Genomic DNA, 23536 nt, shown 5'->3' with positions numbered 1-23536 from the left:
GCTTCTTCGTTGACTATAGCAAAGGCGCCTGAATTTTGACTTCGCTAATTGGGCGGCGCAGAGCTCGCCCGTGTTACAAGCTCTACGGGAAGCGCTGATTTCATTGGAAGCGCTTTGCCAGTGTTCGCCAACTGGCCCAGCAAAACCTCTGCCGCACGGCGTCCCAGTTGGTGTCGGTCCTGTCGGATTGTTGTCAGAGCCGGAACATAAGATCCTGACATTTCGATATCGTCGAAACCAACAACCGAAATGTCACCGGGCACCTTCAACCCACCCGCGACCAGCCCAGAAATCAACCCAAAGGCAACCATATCCGCAGCGCAGAACACCGCTGTTGGGCGCTCATCCATCGCAAGTATTCGTCTGGCGGCCTCATGTCCGGATTCCAGCGAGAAGTCTCCCCTGATAATCCACTCGGGCCGCGCTGGAAGCCCCAAGCGTGTCCGTTCTTCGACCACGCCCTTACGCCGAGCGGTCGTCAGAACATTCCCGTCGGGACCGGTAACATGCGCGATTTTTTTGTGGCCCAAATCATGCAGGTGCCTGATCGCCAATCGCGCACCTTCGGCGTTGTCGCTGGAAATCACCGGAAAGGCCTCGCCTTCCACCCATTCACACAAAAATACTATGCGGTCGCCGGCGCCGTATGTGACGCATTGCTGAAGTGCGGTCGAAGGAATGCCACCATCCAAAGAAATTGCGCCATCTATCCGGCCGTCTCGAAAGTACCCGGCAAGAGTTTCTTCCTGCAGCGGATTACTTTCGGTATCGGCAATCAGAACTGCATAGTCCGAGCCCGCAAACCCCTCACTGATACCGGCAAGTATGCCCGAATAGAAAGGTTTGCCGAGGTTGGGAACAAGGATCAGTACGGCCCCCGCCCTTTTCATCCGCAGGTTTCGGGCCGCCTGATTAACGCGATATCCCGTCTCGCGAATAGCATCCAAAACAGCACCACGTGTTGATTTTGACACCAGATCGGGATTGGACAGAACTCGACTGACAGTGGCTGTCGACACCTGCGAAACACGTGCGACGTCCTGTATTGTGGCGGGTTTGGGTATCTTGCTCATTGCTTGGCAGTCGATTTCTGGCTTGACTCGAATCTCATGTGATGCCGATTATGTAATCGATTACATAATTTGGAAAGTAGGTTTTTCCCAAAATGTAATCGATTGCAGTAACGATTTCGCCAAACGAGGGAAACTGATGGCATCCGAATTCAAACGCAACAAAAGCCGGGTTCTTTGATGGTTTCGAAGGTCGCATTCGACTTTGCCGGGGCAAAGGTCCTGGTGATCGGTGCCAGCCGAGCCGGCATTGGTGCCGCTATTGCAAGAGAATTCCAGGACTCGGGTGCCACAGTGGAGATTACCGGTGTGGAACCGCAATGCGTCGAAGAGGACGCCGCCCGGTTTGACTACATTCAACTGGATGTAACCAACACCGAGGAAGTCTACAATTTTGCAGGTGAGCGGGACCATATTGACGTCTTGGTAAACTGTGCGGCGGTGACTCGACGCGGTGAAGAAATGGCACCTGAGTTCTTTTCCCACGTGCTGGACGTAAATCTGACCGGGTCTTTTCGCTGCGCCGAAGCGCTGCACCCTGCCCTTTCGGTCGCGAAAGGGCGCGTCATAAATGTGGCCTCTATGTATGCGCGTTTTGGGTCACCTCTCAACCCAGCCTATGGCGCGTCAAAAGCCGGCGTGGAACAACTAACAAAATCACTGGCGATTGCGTGGGCCAAAGACGGTATTCGGGTGAACGCGATCGCGCCCGGGTTCATCGTGACCGAGCAATCGGCGAAAGCCCGAAAAGACGCCAGTTTCTCAACCGCTGTAGAAGCACGCACACCCTTGGCACGCTGGGGTCACCCAGAAGATATCGCTGGAACAGCCTTGTTTCTCGCATCCGATGCGGCAGCCTTTGTGACCGGTGCCTGCGTGATCGTGGACGGAGGGTATTCGGTTGTTTGACAGGAGCGCACGATGAGTGACTTCGCAAAAATCCGCGCTGCGGTGATCGGGACCGGCTTCATAGGAACAGTGCACGTTCAGGCGCTTCGGCGTCTGGGCGTGGACGTAAGAGGTGTTCTTGGGTCATCGCCAGAGCGCGGAAGGGAACGAGCGCGGGCAATGAGCGTAGCCCGGGCTTATGACTCTCTGGAGGATCTGTTGGCGGATGAAAACATCGATATAGTGCACGTAACGACCCCTAACCACGCACACTATCCGCAAGTGAAATCGATCCTAGCTGCGGGCAAACACGTCATCTGCGAGAAACCACTTGCCATGACGTCCGTAGAAAGCGCCGAGATGGTCGACCTAGCCAAGGCTTCTGGCAAGGTTGCAGCGGTTTGTTACAACATTCGCTTTTATCCGCTGAACCAACAAGCCCACGGCATGGTAATGGCCGGGGATCTGGGTGATATCCGTTTTGTTACCGGGCACTACCATCAGGACTGGCTTGCCAAGCCCAACGACTGGAACTGGCGGCTGGAAAGCGAAATGGGTGGTGTGTTGCGTTCGGTCGGTGACATTGGAACGCACTGGGTTGACCTGACGAGCTTTGTCACAGGCTTGAAAGCGGCATCGGTCATGGCGGAACTGACAACCTTCCTTCCGGAACGCCAGAAACCTCTTGGCCCAGTTGAGACATTTACCAGCGGAACCGGCGAAACCGAGACTGTGCGCATCGATACCGACGATGCTGCCATGATCCTTATCCGATATGAGAACGGAGCGCGGGCCGTGATGAGCACATCCCAGGTGAATATGGGGCGAAAGAATTCATTGCAATGGGACATCGCCGGAGCAAATGCCAGTGCGGCTTGGGACAGTGAAACTCCTGATCAACTGTTCATTGGGCATCGTGACGCGCCCAACCAGACCCTGATGCGTGACTTCACCTTGATGAACGGTCCGGGGATCGCAGCCGCCACCTTGCCGCCCGGGCATGTCGAAGGGTTCGCAGATTCATTCTTCAACTTTTTCCGGGCGGTCTATGCCGACGTCATCGCGGGCGGGCGGCAACAAGGCAGCACATGGGCCACATTTGAGGACGGCCACTACGAGATGCAGTTCTGCGATGCAGTCGTGAAGTCGGCGAGTGAGAGCCGCTGGGTCGATTTGAGCGAGATTTGAGGGCGATGACATGAAACTGGGCTTACTGACTGCACCATTCGAAAACTCTCAATTGACTGAGGTGGCGGCCTGGGCCGGTTCCAATGGGTTTTCGGCGATGGAGGTCGCCTGCTGGCCATCGTCAGGTGGCGAACAACGGCGCTATGCGGGAACCAGCCACATCAACGTAGATGGCCTTTCTGCGGATCAGGGCACTGAAATTGTTGGGCAACTCGGCGATCAGGGGGTCGAGATTTCGGGTCTGGGGTACTATCCCAACCCGCTCCACGCCGATGAAGAGCATCGGGTTGAAGTTATTGGACATCTTAACAAAGTAATCTCCGCCGCCGGTGTTATGGGCATCAAAGTTGTCAACACATTCGTCGGCGGAGATCGCACTCTGCATCTAGACGCAAACTGGGAGCGTGCCACTGAAATTTTCGATCCGATCGTGAAGCATGCACAAAACTCTGGTGTGCGTCTGTGCTTTGAGAACTGCCCGATGATCTTCAGCTATGACGAATGGCCCGGGGGTCACAACATTGCTTACTCGCCAAGAATCTGGCGGCGGATTTTTGAAGAATGGGGCGATGCGGTTGGCATGAACTTCGATCCTTCACATCTGATCTGGCAGTTCATCGATCAGACACGGTTCATCAAGGAGTTCGGTCCTCACATGGCTCATGTCCATGCCAAAGACGTGATGGTTGATGAGGACGGGCTTTATGAGAACGGTGTGATGTCTACCGGCATGGGATGGCAAATCCCACGGCTTTGCGGGCTGGGCGATGTGGACTGGTCCGGTTTCTTTTCCGGCCTGTACCGCGCCGGATACGACGGTCCGATCATTATCGAACATGAAGACAGATTGTTCGAAGGGACTGACGAAAAGGTCAAGCGGGGTTTTCTGCTGGCCCGGGATGTCCTGTCACCATTCATCAAGTGAAGAAATTATCAAATTTGAAATGACTAAAACTGGGAGGAAACTAAAATGAAGAACCTACTTTATGGTGTTGCTGCTCTTGCAGTTTCAGCGTCTCTTTCAACTGCGGCGATGGCTGACGGGCACAAGCAATACACAATCGGAGTGTCCAACACCGTTCAAGGCAATGGCTGGCGCGAACAGATGATTTGCGCCATGCGTGCCCAAGCTCTGGTCGAAGCCGATGTGACAAACCTGATCGTCGCGCATCGCAACACTGATTCAGCCGGGCAACTGGAAGACATCAACAACCTCATCGAAGCGGGTGTAGACGCCATTGTGCTGAACCCATCCAACCCGGATGCTTTGAATTCGGCACTGGAAAAAGCAATGGCGCAAGATATCGTCATTGTTGCCGTGGATGCCGGTGTTTCGGCTGAAGGCGCCTACATTCTTTCGAACAATCAAGAAGAATACGCCTATCTTGGCGCCAAGTGGTTATTTGAACAGCTCGGTGGCAAAGGTGACGTTGTCTATATGCGAGGCATTGCTGGCGTCTCAGCCGATACTGACCGCGACAACGGCTTTAAACGCGCGTTGGCAGAACACCCCGATATCAATGTGGTGCATGAAGTTTTCACCGGCTGGCAGCAAGACCAGGGTAAGCAACAGATCTTTGATTACCTGGCCACCGGCATCCCGTTTGACGGTGTCTGGACCAGCGGCATCGACAACGTAATCGTCGATGCGTTCACCGAATCCGGGGCACCTTTGGTGCCGATCGTCGGCGCAGACAACGCGGGCTTTGTTCAATACTTGACCGAGGTTGAGGGATTGAACGGCGCGGCAGTGACAAATCCTGGCTCAGTCGGCGGCGCAGGCATTGCTCTGGCTGTCGACATTCTTAACGGCAAGGCACCTGAGAACAAAACCGTTCTTGTAGATCCTGTGCTTTGGGAGAATGCGACGGACGCAGGCCGTGAAACGATCACAGCGGCTCAGAATCCTAACCTTGACCCAGAGTGGCCCGTATCAGTGACCGTTCCCGGCTGGACCGACTACACGATGGAACAAATCATCGACTGTAAGGGACCCGGCGAAGGTTGATCCGAATTGACTGGCCTTCCGCCTTTAGCTGGGCGGAAGGCAAAACCAACCCACTCGGCATTCAAGGACTTCCATGAGCAGCACACCACTTCTCGACGCGTCTGACGTGGCCAAAAGTTTTGGCGCCGTACGGGCGTTGACCAATGCGCACCTCACGGTTGCTGAAGGCGAGATCGTCGCCTTGATGGGCGCAAATGGTGCTGGCAAGTCCACTTTCGTCAAGATCATTACCGGTGCCCTTAAACCCGACGCTGGACAGGTATTGATCAGAGGCAAACATGCGTTTGTCGGAAGCCCCGCCGAGGCGCGCCGTTCCGGTTTGGTGCCGGTTTATCAAGAACCCTCACTCATACCTGATCTCGACGTATCCGACAATCTTCGGCTGACAGACACACCTGTTGATCAGTTTCAAAATTGGGTTACAGAACTTGGCATCGAAGGTCTGAAACTATCGGCAATGATTGGCGACCTGCCACTTGCTACGCTGCGCATCCTCGATCTGGCACGCGCTTTGGCTGTTGAACCTGATGTCCTCTTGCTGGACGAAATGACCGCGGCGCTGCCGACGGATCTGGTTGAACGCGTATTGAAGACCGTAAGGCGCAAAGCAAATGACGGGATGGGTGTGATCTATGTTTCTCACCGTTTCACCGAGATTTCGGAACTCTGCGATCGGGCCACTGTGTTGCGGGATGGCATGTCTGTCGGAGATCTCGACATTGAAGCCGGCGTAGAAGAACGCGTGGTCGAATTGATGCTGGGTCAGAAGATTGACATTGGAACACGTCAGATCCTTCGAGCAAATGAACCACAGGCTAAGACACCGCGCCTAGGCATTAAGTCACTGGCTTTTGAGCCCAGTTTCTCGGATGTTTCGTTCGACTTATTCCCCGGCGAGGTCCTAGGGGTGATCGCGCTTGAGGGTCAGGGGCAGGATGAGCTGTTTGAGGTTCTGGCGGGCTTTGATCGCCCGTCTTCAGGATCGATGGAAGTTGATGGAAAGCCCGTAAACTTCGCCCACCCCGCCGACGCCATTGCCGTCGGGATAACTTTCGTTCCGGGCGATCGTTCAGACGCTCTGCTGGCGCAAAGGTCAGTTAAAGAAAACATCGCTCTGCCATTTTCTGCCCGGCTCAAGAACTGGGGACCAATAAAACTGCGGCATGAGCGCGATCGGGTCGCTTATGCGGTCGAGAAACTGCAGATCGACACACGCGCGCAGGGCGAGGTGCAAAGGCTTTCAGGTGGCAACCAACAGAAAGTCACCATTGGTCGTTGGCTCGCGACAGGTGTCGAAACCCTGCTTCTATTCGATCCGACCCGTGGCATCGATGTGCGCACAAAACGCCAGATTTACCCGCTTGTCCGTGAGTTGGCAGATCAAGGAGCGGCGGTTCTATTCTACACGTCCGAGTTGGAAGAAATCCCACTTGCCTGTGACCGCGCGGTCGTAATCTTCAACGGTCGTGTGGTTGATGTGATTGATGCCGCTGACGCGGATGAACAAACACTGATGCGTGCGGCCTATGGCCTGACCGAGACGGAGGGCGCGGCGTGAGCGTGGCCATCCGAAAACACGCATGGGTCATGGGGTTAGCGATTCTTCTCATGGTCCTTTTGACCATCACAAAATTGATACAGCCAACTTTCGGTGCGTCAGGACTGGAGAGTATTGCCCGCGCCGCCCTGCCCTTTGCTTTCGCAACCGCCGGTATGGCCATCGTCGTAATTGTCGGCGGTATCGACCTGTCTGTAGCGTCTATGATGGCGGTCTGTGCTGTGACTGCAGCCGTTCTGATGGAGCGCATGGCCGGTGTACCGGCCTTGTTTATCGTGTTGGGGGTCGGGTTTTTGATGGGGTTGATCAATGGTCTTTTGATCGTTGTAACGCGCGTGCCCGACATCGTTGTGACACTCGCCATGCTGTTTGTCTGGGAAGGCGTCGCGCTGTTGATACTTGAGACACCGGGCGGCGCGACTGCAGATTGGCTGGAACAGGCAATACGCGGTCAGTTTCTATTCGACGGGCTGCCTAAGGCATTGCTCATCGTTGCCTTTGGCATCGCTGTTGTCTGGTTGCCGATCCGGCGCTCCAAACTCGGGCTCTCGATTTACGCCACCGGATCAGACGAGCTTGCCGCCTTCCGTTCTGGTGTTTCAGTGGGAAGAACAAAGATAGCAGCCTATGCGCTATGCGGGCTGTTTTGTGCCATGGGCGGTTTAAGCCTCGCTGCGCTGACCGGGATTGGAGAGCCGGTACCGGGGCCATATCTTATGGCCTCGGTCGCGGCCGTAGTACTTGGCGGCGTCGTACTGGGCGGAGGCAAAGGCAGTCTGCTTGGGCCGATCATCGCGGTGTTCATTTTGCGGATCATTCGAACGATCCTGACATTGCTGGCCGTCGATCCAAACGTGACCACAATTATCGAAGGCACAATTATGGTTCTCGTCGTTATGTTGGGCACGGCGGCTTCACTAAAGGGAGCCCGCCGATGAGCATGGACACCATAGATCCACCGATGGTCCGCTTTGGCCGTTATCTGCGCGACAACCCAATTATTCCGCTATTGGTCTTCCTTGTCCTGATGATCGCTGTGCTGGAAGTATTGCGGCCAGGTATCGTTACCCCGGTCCGAGCAGGTCGGGATGGGCTGATTTCAACCTTTTGGGTTGGCAACCTGATCAAGTTCGCAATTCCATTGGCGATGCTTGCGGCTTGTCAGGTGCTGACAATGCTAACCGCAGGAATTGATCTCTCGGTCGGGGTAGTTGCCACCGTGTCAGCCTTCGTTTGCGCAACACTTAGTGCGATTTGGGGCGTGACACCTGCAGTATTGATCGCGCTGTCAGCTGGCCTAGTTGTGGGCGTTGTAAATGGCATCGGCGTGGGATTGGTCCGGGTCCATCCATTGATCATGACCCTAGGAACAGGGTTAATCGCCACCGGATGTCTGCAGGTCTATCAACGCCTCGTTATCAATGCTGGCACCGAAATCCCCGCCTTCCTTGCCTGGCTCGGAACCGGCCGCACCGCTGGAATGCCGAATGGCCTTTTTGTATTCATCCCGTTTGCGCTCTTTATCCTGTGGCTGATGCGCTATACAGGATTTGGTCGGCTGCTGTTCGCCCTAGGCTCCAATGAGCAGGCCGCTAAGCTGTCCGGGGTCCGAGCATGGCAGGTCTATCTGGGGCTCTACGTGCTTTCAAGTTTGATCGCTGCGCTGGCTGGCTTGCTCTATCTCGGCATGATCCGTCAAACTTCGCTGAGCCTTGCCAACCCCTTGTTGTTACCCTCTGTCGCTGCGGCGGTGATTGGCGGCACATCAATCTTCGGAGGTCGTGGCAGTTTCGCAGGTGCGATTGTGGGCGCACTTATTCTGCGTGTGCTGGATACTATGCTAACATTGATGCAAATGCCGGAAGGTGCGCGCACGGCCCTGTTTGGGCTGATCATTCTTGCAGTTACCGCACTCTACGTCAGGATTACCGGCACGCGCTAAAGGGAGTTTCCAATGGCCAAATTCCGGATCGTCGGCATCAGTTTCGATCACATGCATATGGGTGACCTGCTTCGGATGGTGCACGATCATCCAGACGCTGAAATCGCCGGTATATTCGATCCTGATTGGGACAAGATGAAGGCAGCGGCAACCGCATTCAGCATTCCCGAAGATCGGATCTTTACCGACTTCGACACATGCATGGCTGCGGGACCCTACGACATGGCAATTCTTTGTGTGGCAACGGCTCAGCATACGGAATATACTGAACGTCTGGCCTCTTACGACCTGCATGTTTTTGTCGAAAAGCCCTTTGCCGCATCTTCTGATGATGCGCGCCGTATGATGGCTGCAATGGATAGGACCGACAAACAGTTGATCATCAACTGGCCATTACGATGGGTCGAAAGCCACGTCACGGCCAAACGGTTGATTGATGAGGGGATGATCGGCAACCTGCGCGAAGTGCATTTCTACGACGGAAATCGCGGCCCCCTATACCATCTGGCCGACAAGGTCGAAGTCACCCCGGACGAGGTTGAGCGTCAGAAACCGAACTCATGGTGGTATAAGCGGGCATCGGGCGGTGGGTCGCTGTTGGATTACCTTGGCTACGGTGCGACGCTTGGAACCTGGTATTTAGGGGGAAAGGAGCCGATCGAGGTGACATGCACAGTCGATGAGACACCGGGGATTGAGGTCGATCAACACGCCATTGCCGTTTGCCGTTATGAAACCGGGCTCTCAAAAATGGAAACGCGCTGGGGCACCTTCACCGACCCGTGGACAACGCAACCTCAACCAACTTGCGGATTCGTCTTTGTGGGCACAGACGGCACCATTTCATCGCCCGATTATGCCGATCACATAACGGTTCAAACCCGCACACGACCTGACCGGCACGAGATACCAGTGACTCCGCTACCGTTAGGTGAACGAAATGCGATTGAGTACGTCCTTGACTGCATATCCAGAGAAATCCCGGTCAAAGGGCCGCTGGATCCAGCACTTTGCCTGACAGCGCAACGGATCGTCGATACGGCGCTCCGCTCGGCATATGAAAAACGAACACTTGGGTTACTCGCATGACCGCAGACAGTGCCAATACGGACCAATACGCACTAAAATCTGCGCATCTGCACGAAATCGATGCGCCGGATCTGCAGTATCTTCCACCAATGCCTCGACGCTATAGACCCCGGATAGGGGTAATTGGTACGGGTGGGATTTCTGCAAGCCATCTTGATGCCTACCGAACAGCAGGCTGGGACGTCGCCGCAATCTGGAACCGTACACGCGCGAAGGCTGAAGAAAAAGCTTCTGTATACTGCCCGTCTGCCCGCATCGAAGATGACTGGGAGACGCTTCTTGCCGATAGCGAGATCGACGTTGTCGATGTCACGCTGCACCCCGAACATCGTGTGCCAATTATCAAAGCTGCCTTGCAAGCGGGCAAACACGTGCTCAGCCAGAAGCCTTTTGTTACCGACCTCGATCTGGGTAATGACCTTGTGAAGCTGGCAGATGATCAAGGCGTTAAACTAGCGGTAAACCAGAACGGTCGTTGGGCCCCGCACCTGTCCTGGATGCGTGAGGCGGTTTCAGCCGGATTGATCGGTGATGTTCTGTCGGTCCATATCTCAATTCACTGGGATCACAGCTGGACTGCAGGTACCCCGTTTGACGAGGTCGACCATCTGATACTTTACGATTTCGGCGTGCATTGGTTCGACTTTCTTGCGTCTCTTGTCGGAGACAGAGCAGAAAGCGTCTTTGCAACCGCTACATCTGCACGCGGCCAGGCCAACAAAGTGCCTCTGATGTCGCAGGCGCTGGTTCGTTTGGACCAGGGCCAAGCAAGCCTGGTTTTTGACGGGGGCGTTCCCTATGGGCCTCGCGATACTACATACATTGCAGGTACAACCGGTAGCCTGACATCAGTTGGACCGGATCTGTCGACGCAATCTGTGACACTTGAGACAGCGCACGGCATTGCGCGGCCTGCACTCGAAGGACAATGGTTCAACGACGGGTTTCGTGGCGCCATGGGGGAGCTTCTTTGTTCAATTGAAGACGACCGAGAGCCCTCAACATCTGCAAGAACCAACCTAAAATCATTGGCCATCGTTCTCGCCGCGGTTGCTTCGTCTAAACGCAAAAGGGAGGTCGAGATAGGAAGCATTAGGCTCAGGACACATAGCGAATAGATGACCAAAGCGGCGAGAGCGATTTCTGAGAGGAAGACTTTGAGACACCTGTCGAACCGCGTCGCCAGTCCTTCAATCTGCCAAACATGATCTCAATCCGATTGCGACGTTTGTAGCGGCACTTGTCGTATCGGACAGTTGTCTTGCGCTGTTTGCGGCCTGGGATGCACGCGCGTATCCCTTTGTCTTTCAACGCTTCTCTGAACCAATCGGCATCATATCCGCGCTCACCCAGCAACCATTCGACATTTGGCGGGCTGCTGACCAATGCCCTCGCGCTAATGTAGTTGCTGACCTATCCGGCAGTGACAGACAGATCCCAGGGGCTTCATTCGCCATCGTGCTTGAACCAATAGCGCAAAAGGGCTCTTCTGTCACAAACCGCATGCAACTTTGTGTTCATGCCGCCCTTGGTGCGCCCGATCAGACATGTACACCGCTCATTTTGAACGCGATGATTCACGCAGCCAAACGGAGATCAATGGGCCTAAATTGTTGTTGTCGCGTGATGTCTTCCACTGAAGCAGAATATACTCCAGCATAGTCCGCGCAGTCTCCAGACCGGTTGCTGAGCAGAAGATTGGTGATGTCCTGAGCCGCGTTCTGAGCATGAGTTTGAACGGCAGTAAATCCTGTAAGAAGCGCGCTGAATGTCAAAACACTCACTCGCATGGTTCGATCTCCTTAGGGTTTTCAGAAATCCAAAAAAATGTTGCTCGATGGGAGTTGATGTCAGTCATCCTATCCTCAAAACGCGACGCGGTCCCCTCCTTTCAAGCCCAGGATTTCTCTCGCTTCATCGGGAGTTGCGACCTGACTGCCTTTCTCTCACCGAAGATTCAGGCCGCGATTCTCGACGGCACCCGGCCGCCCGAACTCACACTCAAGCGTCTGGTCAGCGTTACCCACGCACTTGATTGGGCCGAACAGGAATGTCGTTCGACTTTTGACACCTCAAGAACCGGCCTCCCAGATACAGGGTTCGCCCTCCTTGATCCGTGGGAACAATTCCCTGCTCCACCTTTTTGGGAATTTGCAGCATAGACCTCTGAAAAACATACATTTCTGAGAGGAGAAACTCTGGGTTCCAGACCCATCTCACGAAAATTCCCTGTAAATTGCTGGGTATCAGGGAAATCCCACCCAAAGCGACCCCGCCAAAATGCGCCACTGAGACTGAGGCCTGAATTGCGTTCTGAGTGTACGGTTTGCTCCGTCTCTGATTGAAAGCGCATGCGCCAACTCGCGGGAATTGCGACTCAATTCCGGGTCAGAAAACACAACTGAAGTGAGACAGGTATGAGTGGCGGTGCTGCCAGACTAATTCGAACCAGTCTCAGTGTGCCGCGGGATCCGCAATTCTTATCCGGAACAAAGTTGACGCCACTCGCTAAGAGCGGCGGCGCGGGTCAGCTTGAAGGTGTCTCGGCTGGTGAGCGATCTTTCTTGGTTGAAGTGGTTTTAGACGGAAGAATGAACGGCAGCGAATTTCTGTAAACTTCGCATGCGCCTGAACCGTTGCATCGCGCGTTCGCGTCGTCGAAACGGAAGATGCGAATTCTCGACGCGGTTGTTGAGCCACCTGCCCGTCTGTTGTTTTTCGAGCGCGCCCATTTCTCTGAGCGCAGCCTTGTAGGAAGCGAAGCGATCTGTGACGATCTCTTCGGCGCAACCGTGCCGCTTCATCAGTTTCCTGAGGAATTTCAGTGCTGCAGCTTTGTTTCGGCGCTTGGTGACAACGGCTTCCAGCACCTCGCCTTCATGATCTACGGCCCGCCAGAGGTAGTACCTTTTGCCATTCACCTTCACAAAAACTTCGTCCACGTGCCACTTCCATTTCGAAAATGCCCACAGTTTCTGGACTCGCTTCCGCCTTATCTCAGCAGCAAACATCGGGCCGAACCTGCTCCACCAATACCGGACAGTTTCGTGGCTCACGTCGATGCCTCGTTCATGCAGCAGATCTTCGACATTCCGAAGCGAGAGCGGAAATCGAATATACAGCATCACAGCAAGGCGGATGATATCGGGACTGGTCTTGAAGTTTTTAAAAGAGGCAGGTTTGGTCATGTGCAAAAACTACGCAACCGCCCTGCCCCGCTCAAGCAAAGTTCTTCTGACAAGACCTGCCAAGGGTGTCACTTCACTCCCGCGAAGAGTATTTGTTTCTTGCGATCTGCATCCCTTTGACACAAATCGAAATCGTTCTCATGCAAAAAACCCTGAGGGGAGGGCGCAACTAAAAAATGCCCATAATCATCTCGGCCTGCGACTAGCGCAACCAAAGTCTTCACGCCGTTTTGCTGTTTCATTGAGGGCTTTATGAAACGCAACGCCGCACCAATGCGTCTATCGTCTGTGTTATTGGGCCCTGATGCGTGAAAGAGATGCCCGTGATGCATGGATGCCTGCCCCGCACGCAATTCGGCAGCGACCGCATCTTTTTCCTTCACATCGACTGCGATTTCCTGCCCTCGTGACAACAGGTTGTTTTCGCTGAAGGTGTCCACGTGAGGCACGATACGGCTTTTATGGCTGCCAGGAACAAACCTCATACACCCGCTTTGCTCAGACGCTTCTGAAATCGCAACCCAACAGGTTACCTCTTCAGCATCATCCAAACCCCAATAGGTCAAGTCTTGGTGCCACGAGACTATCTTTGATGATCGCGCTTCTTTTACGAAAAGTGCTCCGCTCCAAACCATGAGGTCCGGCCCTAACACTGTTGAAGCAGCCTCAATCAGCTTCGGATGGCGAAGAAGTGCATCGAATGATGGTATTAGCCTGTCCGGATAAGAATATAGAAGCTTGAGTTTCTCCGGGTCGTCTCTGAGAATGCGCCCTGCTTTCTCAAAACCATCGCGCAGCGTTTGGACCTCGGAAGCTGTCAGGATATCCAGCGGCGCTACGAAACCGTCTCTTTCATAAGCCTTTGCAGTATCACGCATTCGTCTATCCATCGTCATTTTCCGGAAACGTTAACTGTACCTTCATTGATTGGCTTCGATCAGACGCGACCTCAAAGGCAGTGACAACCTCGCCAACTTCGAAGGAATGCGTCACCAACTGGTCGACGTTTATTAGTCCGCTTCTCATCATCTCGACCGCGACTGAGAACTCGGAATGGAAACGGAAAGACCCGCGAAGCACTATCTCTTTTGAAGTCAACGCTTGCATCGGCACTGTCATATCTCCGCCCAGACCAAGCTGAACCAATGTTCCACCCGGTCGCAAGCATGCGACTCCAGAAGCCAGAGCAGATTGAGCCCCGGAACACTCCAGTTGGACATCAATCTGGCCCTTGTCCTTTTCAAACGTCTCCAGTTTTTGCGGATCGGCGTAAGTGTTGATGGCATCGTCTGCCCCGCATTCACGCGCCAAAGCGAGGGTCTGGTCCGAGATATCGGTCGCCACTATTCTGGCCGCCCCTGAACGACGTGCTGCCAAGATCGTGAGGCAGCCGATCGGACCGCATCCCGTGATAAGTACAGTTTTACCTAAGAGGCTCCCAGCTTGTTTAATCGCGTGCAAACAGACCGCCAGAGGTTCGGCCATAGCGGCCTGCGCGGGGCTCAACCCATCTGCCGGAACACATTGACCTGCTTTTGCCACGAGTTTGCTTTGAAAAGCGCCTTGGATATGCGGGAACGGCATCGCGCTGCCATAGAACTTCATATCAAGACAGTGGTTTTGCTGCCTGTTCAGACAATAAATGCAGGCTTGGCAAGGGCGGGATGGAGAAACTGCAACGAGTTGACCTGAGTGCACCCCCTGCACACTTGACCCAACTTTCACGATTTCCCCGGCGACTTCGTGTCCAAGTACCATCGGTTGACGCAACTTTATCGCACCGAAACCACCGTGGTTGTAGTAATGCAGGTCAGATCCGCAAATCCCACCCGCGCGCATGGCAATCAAGACTTCGTCTGGCCCCACATCGTGTACGTCTCGGTTTTCCAACCTCAGATCTTTTGCGGCATGGATAACAACAGCAACACTGGCCGAAGACATTGCACAGACTCCCTATACAGATTGCCAAAAGATACGGATAGTCGGTGCAGACAACCAAGGGGTTTTTGCATGACGCTTGAAATGTTCAACCTAAAGGGAACACGCGCACTAGTAACAGGCTCTAGCCAAGGCATTGGATTTGCGTTGGCCCGTGGCTTGGCTGCCGCCGGTGCTCAGGTCGTTTTGAACGGGCGCGACACCGCGAAGCTAGCGGCAGCAGCATCCGAGTTGAGGGAAACAGGCGCCTCGGTACGTGAACTTTCGTTCGATGTAACCGATCATGAAGGTGTCCGATCTGCCGTGGACAACTTTGAAGAGTACGCCGGCCCCATAGACATCCTGATAAACAACGCCGGACTGCAACACAGGACGGAGTTACAGGATTTCCCCGCTGAAGCGTTCGAGCGCCTACTACAGACAAATGTTGCGTCCGTCTTTCACGTCGGTCAGGCTGTGGCACGGCACATGATTGAAAGAAAGTCAGGCAAGATCATTAACATTGCTTCGGTTCAATCCGCATTAGCAAGACCGGGTATTGCGCCTTACACGGCGACAAAAGGCGCCGTGACCAACCTTACAAAGGGAATGGCAACTGATTGGGCTAAATATGGTCTAAACTGCAATGCCATTGCGCCTGGATATTTCGATACACCTTTGAACGCCGCATTGGTTGCTGACCCAGAGTTCAGTGCATGGCTTGAGAAACGCACCCCAGCCGGTCGCTGGGGCAATGTAGAAGAACTTGTCGGCGCCGCCATATTCCTTGCCTCCCCTGCATCCAGTTTCGTCAATGGACATACGCTCTATGTCGATGGCGGAATAACGGCGTCACTTTGATTTGTGTCTTTCAACCGTCTGCTAGGTACGACTGACGCAGGTTTCGTTTAAAGCGCCGACGCCAAAGCAATCACCACAACAACCATCAATGAAGCCGCCATCGCAAAGTTGATCCTTTGATGTGAACTCTCACTTAAATCAAGGCTGCCCAGCTTTGCGCCAGCACCCAGCCAGATCATGTGAACTGGCACCCAAATCATATTGAATACTACGATTTTTATGACGACCTCCCAAACGGGCGCATCGGGCATAAAGGCAAACCCTGAAAACAATGCAGTGCCGACCACGTAAGCCTTGGGATTAATGAACTGAAGTGTCAGCCCGTTCGCAAAACCAAGTGGCGAGACCGCGGGGGAAAACCCGACCTTTGAGCCAGCGCTTGCAATACGCCAGGCGAGAAATCCCAAATACCCGACAGAGGCAAATAGCAGCAAAGTTCTAAGTACCGGTATAGCCAAAGCTACTGCAGCGACTCCAGAAACAACCAACATCATGTTGATGAACCCGCCCAGCATCAAACCAGCCACAAAAGCGAGTCCAGCTCGAAAACCAAATGCTGATCCAATGCCCGCAGTTGTTAAGACACCTGGGCCCGGCGTAATCAGCAGAAAGAAAACCGCAACAGCAAACTCAAACACTTTTCAGATTGACCTTTTACAGATCTCTGCATTCCGGCACAGCTGTGATCACCGATCCGTCCTTAAGGTGTTGCAGGAGATTGTCGACAGTTAGGTCACCCATAGCTGCACGCGTCTCAATAGTCGCGCTACCAGCGTGAGGGAGCAGAACGACATTGGACAGCTCGCGCAATGCTTTTGGAACACGCGGTTCGTCCTCGAAAACATCAAGCCCTGCCCACCCGAGCTCACCGTTTTGCAATGCATTAATGAGGGCAGTTTCGTCGACGATCGAACCTCGACTAACGTTTATCAGAGTGCCGCCTGCCCCCAACGCGTGCAGCACCTCAGCGTTGACCAACTTGTTGGTCGAAGGACCGCCGGGCGTGATGCATATGAGGACGTCCACATGTTCTGCCATTTCAACCAAATTGTCGAAATACGGGTACGGGACATCCTTTTGATTGCGGGTGTGATAAGAAATTTCAGGGGCCCACGGCTCCAACTTATCAACGATCGCCTGACCAATGCGACCAAGACCAAGAATGCCTATCTTTTGATTGTCCGCTGATCGCGTCAAAGGGGCATTACCTTCAACTTCCCACCGTCCGGACCGAACGTAATCATCGTCACGTATGAGCTCTCGATAACATGACAGAAACAGCAGAACGGCGGTGGTTGCGACTTCTTTGTTCAAAACATTGGGTGTGTGCGTAACAACAATCCCACGCTCAACCGCAGCATTTGCGTCGACAGCGTCGTAACCGACCCCATAGACACTGATCATCTTCAGGTTACTGAGTGATGTCATCAGGTCATGGGGAACACCATCATGTCCGTTCGTTACAATATGCGTAACACTTTCCGCGTTGAAATTGTCCAATTGATGAATGTCGAACGCTGCGGACAGGCGCTCTCGCATCCGTTCAGTGATCCCTCCGATTTGCAACAAGTCAGTCATCTTGACCAACCTTTTGCCGCTGAACACCAAGCCCATCGATGCGAAGCTCCATGACGTCGCCTTTTTTCAGATAAATTGGCTCCGGTTTGATCCCCATTCCAACACCGGGCGGTGTTCCAGTTGAAATTACGTCACCGGGGTGCAGTGTGAATAGTTGGCTAAGATGCTCTATGATCTCGGTAACGGAAAAGATCATCGTAGCAGTATTCCCGGTTTGCATGCGCTGACCGTTTACATCCAGTGACATTCCAAGGCTTTGAGGATCAGGCACCTCATCCCGGGTCACTAGCCACGGGCCGGTAGGGCCAAATGTGTCGCAGGATTTTCCTTTGGTCCATTGACCGGTCAGTTGAGTTTGAAAATGCCTTTCCGACACGTCATTTACGATGCAATAGCCCGCAACATATTCGAGTGCGTCGGCCTTGGAAACGTATTTGGCTGTTTTGCCTATGACGACGCCCAGTTCGCATTCCCAGTCGGTGTGTGTAGATCCCCGCGGCATGACAACCTCGTCATATGCCCCAATGACCGCTGAGTTAGCCTTGAAAAAAAGGATCGGATGCTCGGGAATATCTGCGCCGGTTTCTGCAGCATGGTCCGAGTAGTTCAAACCGATGCAAAGAAATTTACCGATGTCGCCGACACACGGTGCGATACGAGGATCACCCTCCACAATTGGCAGGTTACTCGGATCTAATGAGCGCAGACTATCAAGAGTTCCGTCATCTAAAATCTCGCCGGTGATATCATTGATGTGAGCGGACAGATCCCGCAAATGCCCCTCAGAGTCGACCAGGGCAGGCTTTTCCGAGCCCTCGGCTCCGTAACGAACTAGTTTCATTTCTTTTCCTTTTAGTGATTGTCGCGTGGCATGAAGCCTCGCGCAATATCGCGGTAGTTTTCTGCACCTTTGAGCGTCATACCGCGATCCAACCGATCTACTTTTTCGCGAAATATTTCCTGCCACGGGGATTGGTTGGGCGGCATTGAATACCCACCTTTTGCCTCCAGATCGCGGGCGCGTTCATGCAGTTCTTCAAGCGAAACCAGCATATCTGCTGTGCCTTTACCTAGATCGATGCGCAGTCGGTCGCCAGTTCGCACCAAGGCCAACCCACCGCCCTCTGCTGCTTCGGGTGAAGCATTCAGGATAGACGGGCTTCCTGATGTGCCGGATTGCCGGCCATCACCGATGCAAGGAAGGGCTTCGATGCCTTGTTTCAACAAATATGCAGGTGGTCGCATGTTCACGACCTCTGCGGCACCTGGGTACCCTCTTGGTCCTGTTCCGCGCATAATCAGAATACAGTTTGCGTCTATTTTTTCTGCGGGATCATCGATCCGATGGTGAAAATCCTCGGGCCCATCAAACACAACCGCCCTGCCCTCGAATGCATTAGGATCATCCGGGTTCGACAGGTAGGTCTCTCGAAATGCCTGTGAGATCACAGATGTCTTCATAATCGCACTCTCGAACAAGTTGCCCGAGAGATTGATGAACCCCGCCTGTTGCTTAACCGGGCTACTGACAGGCTTGATTACGTCGCTATTCTGAGACCGGCGCGTCGAGCAGTTATTGCCCATCGTCATACCGTTCACCGTTATCGCATCGGGATGCGGCAGCAATCCAGCATCAAGAAGCTCTCCGACAACGGCGGGAACACCCCCGGCCTGCTGGTAATCTTCGCCCAGATATTTGCCCGCAGGCTGCATGTTAACCAACAGAGGAACTTCGTGGCCAAGTTTCTGCCAGTCATCGTTGTTCAATGGAATACCAAGATGCCGGGCGATTGCATTCAGGTGAATCGGCGCGTTCGTCGATCCGCCAATCGCCGAGTTTATGACAATCGCATTCTCAAAAGCCTGACGTGTCATCACATCGCTGGGGCGTAAATCCTCCCAGACCATGTCCACAATGCGTTTACCCGTTTCATAACTGATTTGACCGCGCTCTCGATACGGGGCAGGTATGGCTGCTGATCCCGGCAATTGCATTCCCAAGGCTTCAGCAAGCGAATTCATGGTCGTTGCTGTTCCCATCGTATTGCAATAACCCACCGAAGGTGCCGCGGCGGCTGCGATCTCCATGAACTCATCGGTGTCGATTTCATCAGCCGCAAGGTCTTCGCGCGCTTTCCAAATAACCGTTCCTGATCCGGCGCGCTCACCTTTCCACCAGCCGTTGAGCATTGGGCCGACCGACAGCGCAATCGCTGGGATGTTGACGGTCGCAGCGGCCATAAGAAGAGCGGGCGTTGTCTTGTCGCAACCAATGTTCAGAACAACGCCATCAATCGGGTACCCGAATAGACTCTCAACGAGGGACAGATAAGCTAGATTGCGGTCGAGAGAGGCCGTTGGCCGTTTACCGGTCTCTTGTATCGGGTGGACTGGTATTTCGATGCACGTTCCCCCGGCGGCGATGATTCCGTCGCGAACGCGTTTGGACAACTCGATATGATGCCGGTTGCAGGGGCTCAAATCACTCCCGGTCTGAGCAATCCCAATGATCGGCTTGCCTGATTGCAGTTCTGCGCGGGTCAACCCGTAGTTCAGGTATCTCTCTAAATACAATGCCGTCATCTCAAGGTTCTCAGAGTTCATGAACCACTTGCGAGATCGCAGATCATTTTTTGATATTTTAGTCATTGGCCTGACCATCCCCCGTCAATTATGTGTGTGTGCCCCGTGGTGAATGCACTTTCATCGCTTGCCAGATAGACGACCAATGCGGCAATCTCTTCTGCCTTCGCCACACGCCCCATAGGCTGACGCGCCACAAATTGTGCAAGGGCTTCTTCTCTGCTGCCCAGTTGCTCTCCCAACGCATCTACGCGGTCACGCCAGCTGGGACTGTCGACTGTTCCCGGACAAATGCAATTGCACCGAATTCCTTGTGTTATGAAGTCCACGGCTACTGATTTAGTCAGCCCAACAACAGCAGCCTTTGTCGTTCCATATACACAACGATTTGGCGCACCGATTATGGAACCCAGTGCGGAAGACATATTGATTATCGAGCCTCCTCCGCGCTCTAGCATCCCCGGCAATACAGCCTTTGTCGTGCGCACCATTGAGCGCACATTAAGGTCCATGGCGAAGTCCCATTCTTCATCGGTCGCATCCAGAATCGTTCCGTGATGCACGAACCCGGCGCAGTTGAACAAAACGTCCGGCGTCGCTCGCGCGACCCCATGATGAATACTGTCATTATTCGTCACATCCATCTCGAAAATTTCGAGATTTTCGTGATTCTGATCGCGAATCAAATTTAAATTTCCAGGGTTAATATCCGTCGCATAGACTTTCGCACCCTCTCTTGCCATCGCAATTACGCTTGCAAGTCCGATCCCTTGCGCGGCGGCTGTGACCAGGACGTTTTTTCCCTTAAGTCTCTCTGACATATATATTTTCCGACCCTAAAAGTGGCGACTGGACAAGTGTTACTTCGTCCCACAGATCAACCGAGAAGCAGAGAAACCTTGGCGGATTTGCAACGACTTCTGGCATGTGGGCCCAGAGCCGTTAGCGTATGACAGAGATTTTGGTTTGGCCATAACCATGCGTGGCGCACCTTCGGAAGGACAGAGGATTATGAGCAAGCAGTTCAAAGTAGCTCTATTGGGAACCGGCCTGATGGGCGCTCCTATGGCGAGGAATATTTTGCGCGCCGAATTTCCGCTAACCGTATGGAACCGCAGCTTGAAAAAGGCAAAACCGTTGACGGCAGAAGGCGCGACATTGGCGGAAACTGCCCCGCTGGCGGTTTCGGGTGCAGACGTAATAGTAACCATGCTGTCGGATGGGTACGCGACCGGCGCGCTACTTTCTGACGAGGCTTTCCGCGAACAACTCAAACCGGGGATGATCTGGATTGATATGTCCAGCGCTAAACCCGAACACGCCAGAGAGCAATCCGCGCAATTATCCTCGATGGGGGTGCAGCATCTGGACGCCCCGGTTTCCGGTGGCACCAAAGGTGCCGAAGCTGGCACCCTTGCGATCATGGTCGGTGGTGATAAGGACGTTATGGAGCGCGTGCGACCGGTTCTGACAGCAATAGGCCGGCCTGTGCATGTTGGCCCAAGTGGTTCCGGTCAATTGTGCAAATTGGCCAATCAAACAATTGTCGCTGTGACAATATCTGCTGTCGCCGAAGCGACACTACTGGCTCAGCAAGGCGGTGCAGACCCAACCGCGTTGAGGGCCGCGCTGAAGGGGGGCTTTGCGGATAGCATTATTTTGCAACAACATGGCGAACGCATGTCTGACGGAAATTTTGTACCCGGAGGTTTGTCTAAGTTTCAAATAAAGGATTTGGACAACATACTAGAGGAAGCGCGCAGCCTTCGCGTTGAGCTACCCAGCACCCAATCTGTGCGCGACCGTTTCGAATATTTGATAGACGAAATGGATGGGGCTGAGCTGGATCATTCGGCCTTGTATTTGGAACTTAAAAAACGGAACGGGATGCTGTGACGAGGATCCTTGTGTTAGGCGGTGGAGGAATGCTGGGCCAGAAACTGGCTCATAGAATTTCGACCCAAGAAACTTTTGGACCAGAAGCCCAAATCTCACTGTTCGATCTCTCGTTCCCGCTCGACAGTGCGCCAGGTAAGCAAATTGTGGGGAACTTGACTGCGCCAGGCATCGCCAAGTCTGTTGCAGCTCAGCGCCCGGTCGTCATATTCCACCTTGCAGCTATCGTTTCAGGCCAAGCTGAGAAAGACTTTGCGTTGGGCTGGGATGTCAACCTTATGGCGACCTGGGCACTGCTGAATGCACTCAGAGATGAACACGCGGCATCAGGAGGCGAGTACACGCCTCGTCTGGTTTTTGCCTCGTCCATAGCAGTTTTCGGAGCACCGTTCCCTGAAAAGATTGGCGATGAGTTCCTCTCGGCACCTTTGACCAGTTACGGAGCGCAGAAAGCAGCGTCTGAGTTGATGATCACGGATTTCAGCAGGAAAGGATACATCGACGGTATTTCCTTGCGCTTGCCCACTTTGTGTGTACGCCCGGGCAAGGCCAACGCTGCCGCTTCTTCCTTCTTTTCAGGTATAATCCGAGAGCCACTGAATGGGGATGAGGCTGTCTTACCAGTTGCCGTAACTGTTCGCCACTGGCACGCCAGCCCCCGCGCCGCTGCGACTTTTTTGACCCATGCAGCAACACTGGACACGCAGCTTTTGAATGACAGACGCGCATTAAACATGCCGGGCGTAAGTTGCACCGTCGCCGAACAAATCGAAGCGCTGCGCGATGTGGCCGGTCAAGATGCAGTTGGCCTCATCAGGCGAGAACCCGACGAGGCAATCGAACGAATAGTCAAGAATTGGCCGCGCGACTTTCAAACAGATCGCGCTCGGGAGTTGGGGTTCAAGGCGGAATCAAGCTTCGACGAAATCATTCAGGTGTATTTGGAAGACGATTTTCGGCTTTAGTCGCCCATCGTCTTTCCAGTTAGGTGGCGTTTCAGATGATCGTGAATCTTTTCTCGTGTTAACTGCTCATCCCCTGACAATGCTGCTTCAAGTATATCGGCATGGTGTCTTATGTTTTGAGAAATGAACTCAAAGTTCCGATCTGCCACCATCAATTGCTGTCTGAATTGCGCGTAAACTCGGCTATGCATTTGTTTTAAGGTTTCCGAGCCACAGGCAGAAATAAGCGTTTGGTGAAACTCCTTCTCCGAGGCAAACCATATCTCGATAAGGCCGCTCGGGTCGTCTGTGGAGTGTATGCGTTTTTCGATATGGCTAAGTTTGTGATGAGCGGCCGTCAATCTTGCTTCCCAATCCACTCCGCCATTGCGGATCGACATCGCAGTGCCTTCGGCCTCCAACAAAACACGGACGTGTGTCAATTCGATAAGCTTCTGCGGCGAACGCATCGGCACGCGGAAACCTTTTTGTTCCTGAAAGTCCACCAATCCAACAGCGGCCAAACGAAAAAGGACTTCCCGAACCGCACTCGCAGAACAGCCATACTCATTACGAAGTTCTTCGGCTCTCACCTTGGCTCCATGCTCAAATCCATTAGAGATTAGGCGCATTTTAAGGTCTTGATAAATATCGATTTCTTCTTTCATCCAGGTATGCGCCTTCAATTTTTGTCCAAGTAGCGTCGTAAGCAATTTTTCGAATTTATGCAATAATCTCGAAATTTTTAGAAATTTCAAATTTTTCTTGTTGCATTCGATTCGTCGGCTTAACGTCTATCTGCGTGACAGCAGCGGAGGCGACAAGA

Annotated in this window: 22 protein-coding genes and 2 pseudogenes; 13 read left to right on the top strand and 11 right to left on the bottom strand. The window is 53.6% G+C overall.

The features are described from left to right. Positions 1–44 precede the first annotated feature (44 nt). Complete coding sequence (locus AC2FH2_RS10360; protein ID WP_496823459.1) at positions 45–1073, bottom strand: LacI family DNA-binding transcriptional regulator; 1029 nt, start codon at positions 1071–1073, stop codon at positions 45–47. Positions 1074–1250: 177 nt separating this feature from the next. On the opposite strand from AC2FH2_RS10360, the gene AC2FH2_RS10355 reads away from it, so the two are divergent. From AC2FH2_RS10355 to AC2FH2_RS10315, 9 genes are all read left to right on the top strand, one after another. Beyond that, positions 1251–1979 (top strand): SDR family NAD(P)-dependent oxidoreductase, encoded by a 729-nt coding sequence (locus AC2FH2_RS10355; RefSeq protein WP_496823457.1) that lies wholly within the window; start codon positions 1251–1253, stop codon positions 1977–1979. Between the two features lie 12 nt (positions 1980–1991). Next, entirely contained in the window at positions 1992–3146 is a 1155-nt protein-coding gene (locus tag AC2FH2_RS10350; protein ID WP_496823455.1) for a Gfo/Idh/MocA family protein, read from the top strand. Between the two features lie 10 nt (positions 3147–3156). After that, on the top strand, positions 3157–4071 hold the full coding sequence (locus tag AC2FH2_RS10345) for a sugar phosphate isomerase/epimerase family protein (protein WP_496823453.1): 915 nt from the start codon (positions 3157–3159) through the stop codon (positions 4069–4071). 45 nt (positions 4072–4116) lie between these two features. Beyond that, positions 4117–5154, top strand: a complete 1038-nt coding sequence (locus AC2FH2_RS10340; protein ID WP_496823451.1) for an ABC transporter substrate-binding protein — start codon at positions 4117–4119, stop codon at positions 5152–5154. A gap of 73 nt (positions 5155–5227) precedes the next feature. Then, entirely contained in the window at positions 5228–6712 is a 1485-nt protein-coding gene (locus AC2FH2_RS10335; RefSeq protein WP_496823449.1) for a sugar ABC transporter ATP-binding protein, read from the top strand. 74 nt (positions 6713–6786) lie between these two features. Beyond that, positions 6787–7650, top strand: a complete 864-nt coding sequence (locus tag AC2FH2_RS10330) for an ABC transporter permease (RefSeq protein WP_496823447.1) — start codon at positions 6787–6789, stop codon at positions 7648–7650. Beyond that, a complete protein-coding gene (locus AC2FH2_RS10325) occupies positions 7647–8654 on the top strand; it encodes an ABC transporter permease (RefSeq protein WP_281972359.1) in 1008 nt (335 codons plus the stop codon). The genes AC2FH2_RS10330 and AC2FH2_RS10325 overlap by 4 nt, the downstream gene beginning before the upstream one ends. A gap of 12 nt (positions 8655–8666) precedes the next feature. Next, positions 8667–9743 carry a Gfo/Idh/MocA family protein gene (locus AC2FH2_RS10320; RefSeq protein WP_496823445.1) on the top strand — a complete coding sequence of 359 codons (1077 nt, stop codon included), beginning with the start codon at positions 8667–8669 and terminating at the stop codon, positions 9741–9743. Further along, on the top strand, positions 9740–10861 hold the full coding sequence (locus AC2FH2_RS10315) for a Gfo/Idh/MocA family protein (RefSeq protein WP_496823443.1): 1122 nt from the start codon (positions 9740–9742) through the stop codon (positions 10859–10861). Before AC2FH2_RS10320 ends, AC2FH2_RS10315 begins: the two co-directional genes overlap by 4 nt. On the opposite strand, the pseudogene AC2FH2_RS10310 reads toward AC2FH2_RS10315, so the two are convergent. Further along, positions 10852–11288, bottom strand: a pseudogene (locus tag AC2FH2_RS10310) (transposase); the annotation flags it as partial. The gene AC2FH2_RS10315 and the pseudogene AC2FH2_RS10310 overlap by 10 nt on opposite strands. 182 nt (positions 11289–11470) lie before the next feature. Here AC2FH2_RS10310 and AC2FH2_RS10305 point away from each other — a divergent pair. Further along, positions 11471–11905 (top strand): hypothetical protein, encoded by a 435-nt coding sequence (locus AC2FH2_RS10305; protein WP_496823441.1) that lies wholly within the window; start codon positions 11471–11473, stop codon positions 11903–11905. A gap of 318 nt (positions 11906–12223) precedes the next feature. On the opposite strand, the pseudogene AC2FH2_RS10300 reads toward AC2FH2_RS10305, so the two are convergent. The 3 genes and pseudogenes from AC2FH2_RS10300 to AC2FH2_RS10290 form a co-directional block, all read right to left on the bottom strand. Then, positions 12224–12931: pseudogene (locus tag AC2FH2_RS10300) on the bottom strand (IS6 family transposase). 68 nt (positions 12932–12999) lie between these two features. Continuing rightward, complete coding sequence (locus AC2FH2_RS10295; protein WP_496823439.1) at positions 13000–13809, bottom strand: phytanoyl-CoA dioxygenase family protein; 810 nt, start codon at positions 13807–13809, stop codon at positions 13000–13002. Between the two features lie 4 nt (positions 13810–13813). Further along, on the bottom strand, positions 13814–14872 hold the full coding sequence (locus AC2FH2_RS10290) for an L-idonate 5-dehydrogenase (protein ID WP_142634748.1): 1059 nt from the start codon (positions 14870–14872) through the stop codon (positions 13814–13816). 69 nt (positions 14873–14941) lie between these two features. Here AC2FH2_RS10290 and AC2FH2_RS10285 point away from each other — a divergent pair, with 69 nt between their 5' ends. Further along, positions 14942–15709: an SDR family oxidoreductase gene (locus tag AC2FH2_RS10285; protein WP_496823437.1), complete on the top strand. Its 768-nt coding sequence runs from the start codon at positions 14942–14944 to the stop codon at positions 15707–15709. 47 nt (positions 15710–15756) lie between these two features. Here AC2FH2_RS10285 and AC2FH2_RS10280 read toward each other — a convergent pair whose 3' ends face one another. Genes AC2FH2_RS10280 through AC2FH2_RS10260 form a run of 5 tightly spaced genes read right to left on the bottom strand, consistent with a single transcriptional unit; the run spans position 15757 to position 20691 of the window. Then, complete coding sequence (locus AC2FH2_RS10280; RefSeq protein WP_271946164.1) at positions 15757–16347, bottom strand: LysE family translocator; 591 nt, start codon at positions 16345–16347, stop codon at positions 15757–15759. A gap of 16 nt (positions 16348–16363) precedes the next feature. After that, a complete protein-coding gene (locus AC2FH2_RS10275; RefSeq protein ID WP_281994834.1) occupies positions 16364–17287 on the bottom strand; it encodes a 2-hydroxyacid dehydrogenase in 924 nt (307 codons plus the stop codon). Continuing rightward, positions 17280–18128 (bottom strand): fumarylacetoacetate hydrolase family protein, encoded by an 849-nt coding sequence (locus AC2FH2_RS10270; protein WP_496693907.1) that lies wholly within the window; start codon positions 18126–18128, stop codon positions 17280–17282. Before AC2FH2_RS10270 ends, AC2FH2_RS10275 begins: the two co-directional genes overlap by 8 nt. Positions 18129–18139: 11 nt before the next feature. Then, the gene (locus AC2FH2_RS10265) at positions 18140–19936 is read right to left on the bottom strand and encodes an IlvD/Edd family dehydratase (RefSeq protein ID WP_496713129.1); all 1797 of its coding nucleotides are present in this window, start codon (positions 19934–19936) and stop codon (positions 18140–18142) included. Continuing rightward, positions 19933–20691 (bottom strand): SDR family oxidoreductase, encoded by a 759-nt coding sequence (locus AC2FH2_RS10260; RefSeq protein WP_496823434.1) that lies wholly within the window; start codon positions 20689–20691, stop codon positions 19933–19935. Before AC2FH2_RS10260 ends, AC2FH2_RS10265 begins: the two co-directional genes overlap by 4 nt. A 190-nt stretch (positions 20692–20881) precedes the next feature. Here AC2FH2_RS10260 and AC2FH2_RS10255 point away from each other — a divergent pair, with 190 nt between their 5' ends. Together AC2FH2_RS10255 and denD are read left to right on the top strand one after the other, a co-directional pair. Next, a complete protein-coding gene (locus AC2FH2_RS10255) occupies positions 20882–21766 on the top strand; it encodes an NAD(P)-dependent oxidoreductase (RefSeq protein ID WP_496823432.1) in 885 nt (294 codons plus the stop codon). 29 nt (positions 21767–21795) lie between these two features. Then, positions 21796–22731 carry a D-erythronate dehydrogenase gene (gene denD, locus AC2FH2_RS10250; protein ID WP_496689784.1) on the top strand — a complete coding sequence of 312 codons (936 nt, stop codon included), beginning with the start codon at positions 21796–21798 and terminating at the stop codon, positions 22729–22731. Here the strand turns inward: denD and AC2FH2_RS10245 are convergent. Then, positions 22728–23378, bottom strand: a complete 651-nt coding sequence (locus AC2FH2_RS10245) for a GntR family transcriptional regulator (RefSeq protein WP_142634766.1) — start codon at positions 23376–23378, stop codon at positions 22728–22730. The two genes, denD and AC2FH2_RS10245, sit on opposite strands and share 4 nt — an antisense overlap. Positions 23379–23536 lie beyond the last annotated feature (158 nt).

This window comes from Ruegeria sp. YTSA105, from assembly GCF_059610225.1.
The sequence above is the reverse complement of the archived record's forward strand: the minus strand, read 5'-3'. Positions and strand labels throughout refer to the sequence as shown.